The following is a 12,304-nucleotide window of genomic DNA, read 5'->3' as shown; positions in this document are numbered from 1 at the left end:
GGGCCCTTCCATGTGTGGCGTGGTCCGTTGCACGTGATTTGCTGATGGACCGCGCTGTGCTGACGATGTCGGGGGAGACCACTATCGTTGGCGGGGCTCGCACCGTGCGGGCTCCTTAATCGAGCGGGGAGGACGGTTCGTGACGAGCGAATCGAGTACCGGCCGGCACGGTCGACACGAAGGCGGCCAGGTCGGACTACGGCAGCTCCTCGACTCGGCTCGATCCGCCACACCGCAGCAGCCACCGCCGCCGCGCACGGTTGCGCAGCAGCCACCGGGCGCGGATAAGACACCGCAGCCGCCCAGGCCGCGATCGGCGCACCAGCAACCGAGGTCGTCCGAGACGGCGGCGCCTCCCCAGTCGGCCGCTGAGCAGCCGACTCCGTCGGGACCTCGGTCACCGGAGTGGGGTGGGAATGCCATGCCGACCGAGCCGCTGCGGGCAACTCGGCGATCCAAAGCAACCGCGCCCAACGGCGGGCAGCGGGGTCGCGCACCCGAACAGCCGTCCAGATCTAGCGGGCTGAGATCGCCCATCGCTAAACGCATCGGTATCGGCGTGGGCGCACTGATAGCGGTTTGCGGTCTGGCTTACGTCGCGGACCTTGTACTTTCGTCGGATCACGTACCGCGCGGCGTCGTCGTGGCCGGTATCGATATCGGCGGTGAGGACACCGCGGCCGCGGATGCTCAGTTGCGCACCGCGGTGGATCCGCGCGTCGACCAGGAACTGCCGCTGCAGATCGGCGACGTGCAGACCAGGCTCACACCCCAAACCGCCGGCCTGGGGGTGGATTGGGATGCTACCTGGGCCCGCATCGGCGGCCAGCCGCTCAATCCGATCACCAGACTGACTTCGCTGTTCGTCACGCACACGGTGCCGGTCGCGAGCACGGTCGACGACAAAGCACTCGATGCTCAGCTCACCGCCCTGCGCGTGCACGACCGCGCGACGGTCGAGGGCACCATCGCCTTCGATGGCGCGCGCCCGGTCGCCGTGCCGCCGGTACCCGGCCGCATCCTCGATGTACCGGCCGCGCGCACCGCGCTCATCGAAAACTGGTATCTCGGTGCGCTGCTGGATCTTCCGGAGACAGCCGCACCGATCGCCGTGCGCGCGGAAGCGGTCGAGCAAGCTCTGCACACCATTGCCGAACCGGCGGTGAGTGCGCCGATTGTGTTCGCGGGCAAGAACAATGCGACGGGCAAGCTGGAGCCGGAGCAGATCGCATCCATACTGTCCTTCGCCCCCGATGGTCAGGGCGGTCTCGCCGCGTCCTTCAAACAGGACGTCGCACTCGGTGTGCTGGGTCCGCAACTCGCGCCGTCCGAGGTCGAGGCCAAGGACGCGACCTTCGCCGTGACCGGGTCGGCCGCGACGGTGGTTCCGGCCGTGGTCGGCGACAAGATCAATTGGGCGAAGACGTTCGAGCAGTTGCCGAATCTCGTCGTCGCCCCGCAGGAGCGCACCGCGCAGGCCGTCTACGAGAAGGTGGATCCCAAGCTCACCACCGAGGCCGCCAACGCACTCGGCGTCACCGAGGTGATGGGCCAATTCACCACCAGCGGCTTCAGCGGGCCGTCCGGTGTGAATATCCGCGTGGTCGCCAAGAAGGTGAACGGCGCCATCGTCAAGCCGGGAGAAACCTTCTCGCTCAACGACTTCACCGGTCCCCGCGGCACCGCCGAGGGGTACGTCGAATCCGGCATCATCGATCACGGTCGCCCGAGCACCGCCGTCGGCGGCGGCATCAGCCAATTCGCGACCACCCTCTACAACGCCGCCTATTTCGCGGGCATGGAAGATGCCGGTCACACCGAGCACAGCTACTACATTTCCCGCTATCCGGCCGCGCGCGAGGCCACCGTCTTCGACGGCGCCATCGACCTCAAATTCCGCAATAACAGCCAATCCGGTGTCTACATCGAAACATCGACCACCGACTCGGAAGTCACGGTCCGCCTCTGGGGCACCAAAACCGTCAATGTCGAATCGATCACCGGCGAGAAGACCAAGCCGACCGAGCCCACCGAGATCAAACTCCCCAAGGGCAAGGACTGCATCGCCACCGAAGGCGCACCGGGGTTCACCATTTCCGATACGCGAGTCATCACCGACCGCAAAACCGGTCGCGAAATCTCGCGCAGCACGCGGACGGTGAAGTACGACCCGGTACCTGTCGTGAAATGCGAGTAGGCAACTCCTACAGCGGGGTTCGCATCAGCAGCACGTTGTACTGGTTCCATACCGACAGCAAGAAGTACAGGTCACCGCCGGTCTGATACGGGAAGATCATCGGCGCGTAGGCGCTCGGCAGCGCGGTGCCGTCGACGAGCACCTCCGGCTCGCTCCACGGTCCCTCCGGCGCCGATGCGGTGCGCAACACCACCGCATTCCGGGAGTCCGTGGTGAGCATGATGAATTTGCCGAGATGCTCGTTCCACATGACCGACAGCTCGCTGACATCACCGACGATCGGTGCGGCGTCCTTGGCCTCGGGCTTCCACTCCTTGCCGTCCCAGTACTCGTAGCGATCGAGATCGGCGATATCGGATTCCACTGCCCGCGAGACGAATCCGGGGTTCAGCCGTCCTGCCGGAGTGCCGTAGCGATAGACGTAACCGTCATCCTTCAGGAAGGCGTTCTGCTGAAAGTTCTGATGCCCGTCCACATTCGCGCGCCGGGTCGTGGTCAGCGGGGTCCAGGTCTGCCCGCCGTCACCGGAGGCGGCGAGGGTGGAGAAGTTGGTCGACCATTTGCCGTGCTCACCCCATTCGCGCACCGACATCAGGCTCATGTACTGCACCCCGCCGACCGAAATGCCCGCTGTCGGAATGAGACTGATCTCGATGCCCGGAATCTTGGGGCTCGGCAGCGGATTGGTCACGGCGCCTTCGAAGGAAATCCCCTGCGACGGATCCTTGGTCGAGCTGTGGAAAAGTACCTGGCTGCTCCAAGCGAAGACGCTGCCTACGAGCAGGTTCGGGAAGCCGAGGCCCGCGCTGTCACCGAAGGCGGTGATCATCCGGCCGTTGCCGTCGTCCCACATGACGCCGAGGTCGGTGCCGAGCACATTGACGTTCTGGGTGCGATTGGGGCTGTCCATACCGGTCATCTGGAAGACCGCCTGGGTCAGTCCGGGTAGGCGAGGCAGTCCGCGTGGCTGTCCGTTGATGCCGGGAATGGGGTTGATGCCGGGAATGGGAAGCAGGAAGTTCGAATCTGCGGCGGCCGGTCCGGCCAGCGCGACCGATATTGCGGCGGCGAGCGCACCGGCTCTGCTGAGTGCGGACAGCGATCGGTTCATCCGGACGATCCCTTCTTGCGCGCGGTCTGCCCGGTCATTGTGCCCCGTTTCGTGATCTATGTCCGGCTCCTCGTGGTGGAGAGCGACATGTGATCATCGCTACACTGAAGATCACCAGGAGACGGGGGCTTCGACAGGGGCTGGCCTGTCACCGCTGCTTAATGGTCGCTCGAAATGGCAAAGCTGTTCGGTACATCCAGCAGGATTTCGTGAACGCTAGGCGGTGGCTCCATGGGTGACAGTCGCGCGATACTTCGCAGTTGGTGGCGCGATCCGGCGCATTATCGCTGGTTCGTGCGGACACTCGAATCGCATTCCGGGCTGCGCCTGATCAAGGCGATCATCGGCGCGGGCGGTGCGATCATGCTCGTGATCAACATTCTGATCTGGATGTCGCCCGCCGGTCCGAACGGCACGGTGAACCGAACCATCTTCGCGGCGGCCGGTGCGACGGCAGCGGTGTGGACGGTTCGCTGGTGGCTGTTCCCGTGGCCCCGCGCCATCACTTCACTGGCCATGCTGACCTGGGCGGATGTCGCGATCACGGCATCGTGCCTGGTGGACAGCGATCGGGTGTACGGCGCATTGAGCGCGATGCTGCTCGTGGTCACCGGTGCCTACATCACGTTCTTCCACAGCCCGAAGGCGCTCGCCGCGCACGCCGGATGGTCGCTGCTCACGGTGGGTGCGCTGGCCGTGTTGCTGGTGACCGATGCGCAGAGCAATGATCTCGCGCTGGCCGGTGCGATGGTCTTGATCATGGTCGCGGCCATCGTCGTGGTGCTGCCCGCGTTGCAGTTCTGCTATTGGGTGCTGCGCATCGATGTGCTCTCCGATCCGCTGACCATGCTGCTGAATCGCCGCGGGCTCGACTATTACGTGCACCGTACGCGATACCAGCGCCAACTATGCGTGATCACCCTCGACCTCGACCACTTCAAGGCGGTCAACGACACTTTCGGTCATACCATCGGTGACGAGGTGCTGGTCTCGACGGCCGCGCGGTTGCGCGCCGCGGCCGATCCCGATGCCGTGGTCGCCCGCACCGGCGGGGAGGAGTTCGCGGTGGTCGATCAGTTGGATCGTGCGGCCGCGCTGAGTCTGGGCGAGCGGTTGCGCCTGGCCGTGGCGGAGACACCCGGCATATCCGTCACCGTCACGGCCAGCGTCGGTGTCGCGGTATGCGGCGGCGGCACGGACGCGGGACGGCCGCGATGGCTGCTGCGGTGTGCCGACAACGCGATGTATCAGGCGAAACGGCTGGGCGGCAATGCCGTTGTGCTGGCGGAAGATCCGGAACAACCGGCGATCGAACTCGCCGAGCCCGCCCGAGAGATGGTGCACCGCACCAAATAACAACAGCGGCCCCGGAGACTCCCGGGGCCGCTGTGTGCGAAATCTATTGGATCAGAACGCCGCTTCGTCCAGCTCCATGATGTCGTTGTCGAGGTTGGACAGGATGGCGCGGGTCGCGGTCAGCTCTGGCAGCACATTGCGTGCGAAGAACTGTGCGACGCCGACCTTGCCCCGGTAGAACGCCTCATCGGCACCGGTCGCGCCATTGTCGAGCGCCTTGATGGCGATGTCGGCCTGACGCAGCAGCTGCCAGCCGATGAGCAGGTCACCGACCGAGAGCAGGAAGCGCACCGAACCCAGACCGACCTTGTACAGCTCGGACGGCTGCTCCTGGGCGCCCATCAGGTGCCCGGTCAGGGTGGCGGCCATGGCCTGCACATCCTCGAGCGCGGTGGCGAGCAGCTTGCGCTCGGCCTTCAGCCTGCCATTGCCCGCCTCGGACTCGATGAACTTCTGCACCTGGCCGGCCACGTGGGCCAGCGCGACGCCGCGGTCACGGGCGATCTTGCGGAAGAAGAAGTCCTGCGCCTGGATCGCGGTGGTGCCCTCGTAGAGCGAGTCGATCTTCGCGTCGCGGATGTACTGCTCGATCGGGTAGTCCTGCAGGAAGCCGGAGCCACCGAAGGTCTGCAGCGATTCGGTCAGGTACTGGTAGGCCCGCTCGGAACCGACACCCTTGACGATCGGCAGCAGCAGATCGTTGACGCGGAAGGCGACATCCTTGTCGGCACCGGAGACCAGCTCGGCGATATCGGCATCCTGGTGCGCGGCGGTGTAGAGGTAGATGGCGCGTAGACCCTCGGCGTAGGCCTTCTGCAGGGCCAGGCTGCGGCGCACGTCCGGGTGGTGGGTGATGGTGACGCGCGGGGCGGCCTTGTCGGTCATCTGGGTCAGGTCCGCACCCTGGACGCGCTGCTTGGCGTAGTCCAGCGCGTTCAGGTAACCGGTCGACAGGGTCGCGATGGCCTTGGTGCCGACCATCATGCGCGCGTTCTCGATGACGTCGAACATCTGCGCGATGCCGTTGTGCACCTCGCCGACCAGCCAGCCCTTGGCGGGCACGCCGTGGCCGCCGAAGGTGACCTCACAGGTGGCCGAGACCTTGATGCCCATCTTGTGCTCGACATTGGTGACGAAGACACCGTTGCGGTCGCCCATGGTCTGGGTCTCGAAGTCGAAGTGCCACTTCGGCACGTAGAACAGCGACAGGCCCTTGGTGCCCGGGCCTGCGCCCTCGGGGCGGGCCAGCACCAGGTGCATGATGTTCTCGAACAGGTCGTCGGAGTCACCCGAGGTGATGAAGCGCTTGACGCCCTCGATGTGCCAGGAGCCATCCTCCTGCTTGATCGCCTTGGTGCGGCCCGCGCCGACATCCGAACCGGCATCCGGCTCGGTCAGCACCATGGTGGCGCCCCAGTTGCGATCGGCGATGATCTGCGCCCACTTCTTCTGCTCGTCGGTGCCGTTGTTGTAGAACACCTGCGCGAAACCCGCACCGGCGGCGTACATCTGAGCCGGCGGGTTGGCGCCGAGGATCATCTCGCCGAGCGCCCATGAGACGGCGCTCGGGGCGCCGAGGCCACCCAGCTCCTCGCGGACGGCGACCTTGGCCCAGCCGGCGTCTTCGAGCGCGCGGTAGGACTTCTTGAACGATTCGGGGAGAGTGACCGTGTGGGTCTCGGGATCGAAGGTCGGCGGGTTGCGGTCACCGTCGACGAACGAATCGGCCAGCGGACCCTCGGCCAGGCGACGCACCTCGTTGAGCATCTCCTTGACAGTGTCGGTGTCGAGATCGCCGTAGGCGTCGCTGTCGAGGATGGCACCGAGGCCGAGTACCTCGAAGAGGTTGAACTCCAGGTCGCGGACGTTGCTCTTGTAGTGGCCCATGTCTGTTACTCACTCTCCGTTGAGTTGGTGCGGTCGGTTGGTTGCCGTTCCCGCCCGTTGTCCGTCCACCGGGTAGCCGTGCCGGTTTCTCCGCATGCTACTCGCGGGTAACTTATGTCCCATATTACCGGTCGGTAATGGGGTCGCAAAGACCCGAGCGAGCAATGTGACGCGGAAAACACTCGAAGGCGTTGCCGTTTGTCTACGGCTCGCGTAGTAGACGATCGAGCCGGGTTTGCCAGTGCTTTACCGTGCGGTCGACGCGCTGCGGTGACTGGGCGTCTTCGGATAGCTGGGGACTACCGTGGAAATGTGCGAATCGAGACGAGCGCCGGGCCCGCGGAGATCGAGCTCGACAAGCCGCGCAAAGCGGCGTTCCTACTGCTGCTCACGCACGGGTCCGGCGGCGGTGTCGACGCAAAAGACCTGCTTGCCGTGCGCGACTGCGCCTACGAGCTGGGCGGCGCGGTGGCGCGGGTGGTGCAGCCGTACCGGGTCGCCGGACGACGCGCCCCCGGTTCCGCGGTGAAGCAGGACGAAGCGTGGCTCGAGATCGTGACCGACCTGCGCAAGCGAGTGAAGAAGGTCCCGTTGATCCAAGGTGGGCGCAGCAATGGGGCCCGGGTGGCCTGCCGCACCGCCATCGCCGCCGACGCGCGCGGCGTGCTCGCGCTGTCCTTCCCGCTGCATCCGCCGGGTAAGCCGGAGCAGACGCGTCGCGAAGAACTGCTGGCTCCGGGCGATATCGAAGTCGTCGTGATCAACGGCGCGAACGACCCATTCGGCATCCCCGACCCCGCCGATGCCGCCGAGGTGCGCGTGATCCCTGGTCAGCCGCATTCCTTCCGGTCGGGATTCGACACCATCGCCGACACGGTCGCTCCCTGGTTGCAGCGTTGGTCCCAGTAGCGCAGGTTTTGGGCCGCGCGGGTGCGACGGGCCGCCGACAGCTCCGTTGCTCGCGTGCCGGGGCTGGACGTCTCGGATCCCGCCCCTGCATTTGTGCGCTACGCACAAAATATTCGGCCGCGCCATGCGTGGCGCGCCCAACCATGCGAAGCGCAGCAGAGACGTGCGCGGCAGGCTCGGCTAGCGCGCCGCCTAGATAGGTTGCCGCGTCATCCCGGTCCGGCTCGCTCGCTGAGCGCAGTCGAAATGCGGCACGACACGCCCGCAGCGCCGCCATATGGCTGCGCTCGACGGATCTCGATCACCTCAGAAGCCAGCTGGACGCGGCACTAGCTGGGCGATGCGGGTTCGACGGGCGGGTCCGCTGGGGGTTTGGTGGCGATGACCAGGGCGTCGATGGCGTCGCGTTCCTCGGTGGGGCGGTAGACGCGGTCGGCGAGGCGGACTCGGATGTGTTCGGGGTCGTTGCCGAGGTCGGCGATGATGTCGTCGGGGGTGAACAGGACCGAGGGGTCTTGCGGGCCGCCGAAGCCGTCGGTGAGATTGGTGGTGTCGTGGCCGAGGATCAGCAGCGTGCCCCCGGGGGCGAGCAGATCGGCGAGGTGGCGGACCAGCCTGCGGCGTTGTTCGGCGGGCAAGTGCAGGAAGACCATCAGCACGAGTTCGTACGGGCCGGTGATGCCCGCGGCATCCAGATCGTTGACATCGGCGCATTGCCAACTGATCCGGCTGCGGACCGAGCGGGACAGGCGGGTCGCGATGGTGCGGCCCTTATCGATGCCCACCTGTGAATAGTCGACGGCGTGCACCTGCCAGCCGTGCGTGGCCAGCCACAGCGCGTTGCGCCCTTCACCGCAGGCGAGATCGAGGGCCCGCGGCAGGCCGGGCGGCTCGCCGTCGGGAGTGTCCGGGACCAGCGGGGCGATCCGCTCCAGTCCGTAGACATGCTCCACCACAGTGCTGTTCGGCGGTGCGCCCCAAACCAGTTCACTCTGCGTATACCGCGTGTCCCAATCGGTCGCGTCCATATGCGCGAGTGTATTTGCCCCGCGTACCTCGCGACCGCTGTGCGCCCTGTGCCCGCCGCGTACCTCGCGACCGCTGTGCGTCTCGTGCCCGCCGCGCGCGTCTCGTGCCCGCTGTGCGTCTCGTGCCTACTGTGCGTCTCGTGCCCGCCGCGCGCGTCTCGTGCCCGCTGTGCGCCCCGCGACCGCTGTGCGTCTCGCGACCGCCGCGTACCTCGCGACCGCTGTGCGTCTCGCGACCGCTGTGCGTCTCGTGCCCGCTGTGCGTCTCGCGACCGCCGCGTACCTCGCGACCGCCGCGTACCCGCGACGATCGCGAACCCCGTCTGCGCGCCGGGGGAGCATCGCGGGCGGGCCCGAGTTTTAAGAAGTCGCTTGGGGCAACCAGTGCACCGGCGAGGTCTCGCGGATGTGGACGAGCACGTCGAAAGCATCCAGGAGAGATCGCACGCTCGTGTGGGCGGTGGCATCCTTGGCCGGATCGTAGATACCGCTGATCGTGCGCAGCTTCGCCGGACCGCGTAGCCACTGTTGCACCGATTCCGGTGCGTCGCTGTGCAAGTCGACGTAGAAGGCGGGCAGATTCACGTCGCCCAGGGAAGCGTCGACCAGGTCCGACCGTGGCTCCGGTGCCACCGCCATACCGAGATCACCGTGATGGAACCCGATGGCGACCGAGATGTACTGTGCACCGAAATGTTCGCGCAAATAGCTACCGGTACCGCGGAATTCGGCGGTCTCCGCCGGACCGTCGCCGAGGGTAAGGGCTGCGGTGTGGGCGATGCCGTCCCAATACGCGATCTTCGCGCCGGTATCGCGCTCCCATTCGATCAGTCGGTCTGCGGCGGGTCGCTCGTCGCGCGCGAAACCGCCCTGCCCGGCAACGCTCTTCTCGTGGAATTCGACTATGAGCCGCAGATGCGTCAGTGCGTTTTCGAATTCTGGTGTCACCGAGAGCTTTTCGAATAATGCCAAGGCATCGCGTGCGTCGTCGATGAACGGGCGGCCGGGGTGAATTCCCTGATGGCGCTGCACATGTTCATCTACCTGGTGCGCGGTGCGGATCGGAGCGAGGTGGGATTCTATGGCGGCCAACCGATCCGGTGCCTGCTGCCGAACATAATCCAGCACCACGTCGTAATCCGACGGTTCGGCACGCGGCGGTTCGACTCCGAAAATCCGCACCGGATCGTTAGGGTGCTCATTGTTGAATTCGCGAATCCATACCAGTGCCGCCGCCATTTCGCCGGTACGGTTCGGCCGCCATGCACCCGCGAGCACCGCTTCGGGATCATCCGCGCCGTTCCGTACATAGGCATCGAGTCGCTCACCGGAACGTGCACTGTCCTGCACGGCGAGCGCGCGGAAACCGTATTCCTCGACGAGCACCCGGAATACCCGCTCCCGTAGGCCGAAGGTCTGTCGAGAGAACCGGGTCGACTCACCGAGCCCGACCACGGTCGCAGATCCCAGCCGCTCGGTCAATGTCGCGATATCCGATCCCAGGCTATTCGAATGCGTATCGAAAATCGGCCGCGCATGCGAACGCAGCCATTCACGCAAATCCGAAGTGCCGGTAACTGATTCACTGGATGTGAGGGTGGTGCCCATGGTCTCTCCCGAAGCTCGACTACTCGACGCGACCCAGCTTCATACCTGAAGTGCCATTGAGGTCAAGTCGGCACACGAGCAACGGCACACGGTCACGGCCAGGTGCCGTTGCGGAGGGGCTAGAGGGTGGTATGCATCAGTAAAACGTTGTACTGACTGTGAACCGTGGTGACGAAGTACAGGTCGCGTCCGGTTTGGTAGGGGAAGATCGACGGAGCGTATGCGGACGGCAGTTCGCGGGTATCGATCAGGACCTCTGGATCGCTCCACGGACCCGCGGGTGAGGCGGCCCGCCGCATGACCACCGAATTGAACGGATCGGTGGTGAGTGAGATGAACTGGCCGAGGTACTCGTTGTACATCACCGACATCTCGCCGACGCCCCACATGATCGGCGCCGCGGCATCGACATCGCCCTTCTTGCTCCAGTGCTCGCCGTCCCAGTACTCGTACTCGCCCAGATTCTTGATATCGCCTTCGCGGACCCGCCCGATGTACGCGGCCCGGTTGCGCCCGGACTGGGTGCCGTACTCGTAGACGTACCCGCCGTTCTTGACGAATGCGTTCATCTGGAAGTTGGCGTTACCGCCCTCATTCGGGCGTCTGGTCTCGGGTAGTTCGGCCCAGGTCTCGCCGTTATCGCCGGATACGGCGAGTCCGGAGAAATTCGTGGTCCACCGGCCGATATCGTCCCAGGTCTGCACCGACATCAGGCTCATGTACTGAACGCCGCCGACCGAAATGCCCGCGGTGGGGATCCGGCTGATCTCGATGAATGGAATCTTCGGGCTCGGAATCAGATCGCGCGCCTGGCCGAAGATATCGCGCACGACGCTGTCGAAGTAGATGCCATTGGACGGATCGTGGGTGTGGCTGCGCACCAGAATATTGCTGCGCCACGCCCATGTGCTGCCCGCGAGCAGATTCGGCAGGCCGAGTCCGGCGGTATCGCCGAATGCGGTCAGCATCTCGCCGTCGCCGTTGTCCCACATGATGCCCAGATCGGTGCCCAGCACGTTATAGGCCTGGGTGTTATTCGGGCTGGCCATGCCGGTCACCTGGAATATCGCCCTGCTTCGGCCGACCAGATTGGGGAGTCCACTGGTGCCGTTCAATACCGGGATCGGATTGATCGCATTGGGGTTTGCCGAGGCTGGGGTAGTCGCAACGAGGAGCAAGGCCGAAGCTCCTGCCAGTGCCGAGAGCAAGGCGGACGCGGTCTTGTTCAAGTCTCAAAGCCCTCCGGTTCTGGCCGAAGTGGCACGATACGCGGCCCCCTACCTCGTGTGTCGTGTCACATTCGGCTGGCTGGCAAATCGTTCAAGATGCTAACAGCGAAACCGGGGAAATTGGTGGCTTGCGTGATTCGTCTGGACAGTTGTAAGCGCGGTGCTACCTGAATTGTGATCAGCGACGACGAGAAAAGGCCCGCCGCAGGATCAATGGCAGTTGGGTGGCTCGCTCGATGGCGAAGCTGCGGCGAGCCGAGGCGTGCCAGGAGCGATCGAATAGTTGTTTTGCCCCTGCGACGGCGTGCGGGGAGCGGATGGCGATTCGATCGGCGAGCTTTTCCGCCGCCGCGACCGGGTCCGCAGTCACCTCGGTGACCAGGCCGATCCGCTCGGCGTATGCGGCGTCCACGATATCGGCGGTCATGGTGAGCAGCAGTGCCTTGTCGACACCGATCAGCCGGGACAGCGTCGCCGCGCCGGTCATATCCGGGACCAGACCGTACTTGGCCTCCATCACCGAGAATTCCGCGTCGGCGCTGGCGAAGCGGACGTCGGCGGCCAGCGCGATCTGCAGCCCGCCGCCGTAGCAGTGGCCGTGTACCGCGGCGATCACCGGCACCGAGAGCCGACGCCAGGCCCAGCAGGCTTCCTGGAAGGTATTGGTGCCGCGCCAGGGCAGCGGGATGAAGCCGCGGATGACGGCCAGGGGATCGCGGCTCGTCCCCGCGATATCGAGGCCACTGCTGAAGCTCGGTCCGTTGCCGGACAGGATGACCGCGCGTACTTCCTTGTGATCTGCGACGGTATGCGCGGCCGTGACGAGATCGCGCAGCATCTCGATGGTCAGGCCATTGTGCTTATCCGGCCGGTCCAGCGTGACGTAGGCGCGGTCGTCGACGAACCGCAGCGCGATATTCGAGGCCATTCCCGAATATTACCCGCGAGTCAGTTAGTGGGCCATTGCTTGCATGTGTGC

The 12,304-nt window shown here is 65.4% G+C and carries 9 protein-coding genes; 3 read left to right on the top strand and 6 right to left on the bottom strand.

The annotated features are described in order from the left end of the window. The first annotated feature begins 559 nt into the window (after positions 1 to 559). Positions 560 to 2,197 (top strand): VanW family protein, encoded by a 1,638-nt coding sequence (locus ACFYOW_RS10800; RefSeq protein WP_387286645.1) that lies wholly within the window; start codon positions 560 to 562, stop codon positions 2,195 to 2,197. Between the two features lie 7 nt (positions 2,198 to 2,204). Here the strand turns inward: ACFYOW_RS10800 and ACFYOW_RS10795 are convergent, their stop codons facing one another. Then, entirely contained in the window at positions 2,205 to 3,308 is a 1,104-nt protein-coding gene (locus ACFYOW_RS10795) for a DUF4185 domain-containing protein (RefSeq protein WP_387286644.1), read from the bottom strand. 231 nt (positions 3,309 to 3,539) lie between these two features. On the opposite strand from ACFYOW_RS10795, the gene ACFYOW_RS10790 reads away from it, so the two are divergent. Next, entirely contained in the window at positions 3,540 to 4,664 is a 1,125-nt protein-coding gene (locus ACFYOW_RS10790) for a GGDEF domain-containing protein (RefSeq protein ID WP_387286643.1), read from the top strand. A gap of 51 nt (positions 4,665 to 4,715) precedes the next feature. Here the strand turns inward: ACFYOW_RS10790 and ACFYOW_RS10785 are convergent, their stop codons facing one another. Further along, on the bottom strand, positions 4,716 to 6,551 hold the full coding sequence (locus tag ACFYOW_RS10785; protein ID WP_387286641.1) for an acyl-CoA dehydrogenase: 1,836 nt from the start codon (positions 6,549 to 6,551) through the stop codon (positions 4,716 to 4,718). A gap of 312 nt (positions 6,552 to 6,863) precedes the next feature. On the opposite strand from ACFYOW_RS10785, the gene ACFYOW_RS10780 reads away from it, so the two are divergent. Then, the gene (locus ACFYOW_RS10780) at positions 6,864 to 7,460 is read left to right on the top strand and encodes an alpha/beta family hydrolase (protein WP_387286639.1); all 597 of its coding nucleotides are present in this window, start codon (positions 6,864 to 6,866) and stop codon (positions 7,458 to 7,460) included. A gap of 329 nt (positions 7,461 to 7,789) precedes the next feature. On the opposite strand, the gene ACFYOW_RS10775 is transcribed toward ACFYOW_RS10780, so the two are convergent. From ACFYOW_RS10775 to ACFYOW_RS10760, 4 genes are all read right to left on the bottom strand, one after another. Next, complete coding sequence (locus ACFYOW_RS10775) at positions 7,790 to 8,488, bottom strand: class I SAM-dependent methyltransferase (RefSeq protein WP_387286637.1); 699 nt, start codon at positions 8,486 to 8,488, stop codon at positions 7,790 to 7,792. Positions 8,489 to 8,848: 360 nt separating this feature from the next. Next, entirely contained in the window at positions 8,849 to 10,096 is a 1,248-nt protein-coding gene (locus ACFYOW_RS10770; RefSeq protein ID WP_387286635.1) for an erythromycin esterase family protein, read from the bottom strand. 119 nt (positions 10,097 to 10,215) lie between these two features. Further along, the gene (locus tag ACFYOW_RS10765) at positions 10,216 to 11,325 is read right to left on the bottom strand and encodes a DUF4185 domain-containing protein (protein ID WP_387286634.1); all 1,110 of its coding nucleotides are present in this window, start codon (positions 11,323 to 11,325) and stop codon (positions 10,216 to 10,218) included. Between the two features lie 178 nt (positions 11,326 to 11,503). After that, complete coding sequence (locus ACFYOW_RS10760) at positions 11,504 to 12,253, bottom strand: crotonase/enoyl-CoA hydratase family protein (RefSeq protein ID WP_387286632.1); 750 nt, start codon at positions 12,251 to 12,253, stop codon at positions 11,504 to 11,506. Between the last annotated feature and the right edge of the window lie 51 nt (positions 12,254 to 12,304).

The sequence above is a fragment of the Nocardia sp. NPDC006982 genome (genome assembly GCF_042869435.1).
Lineage (GTDB): Bacteria > Actinomycetota > Actinomycetes > Mycobacteriales > Mycobacteriaceae > Nocardia.
Note: the sequence above shows the minus strand (reverse complement) of the source record. Positions and strands in the feature narration are given on the sequence as shown.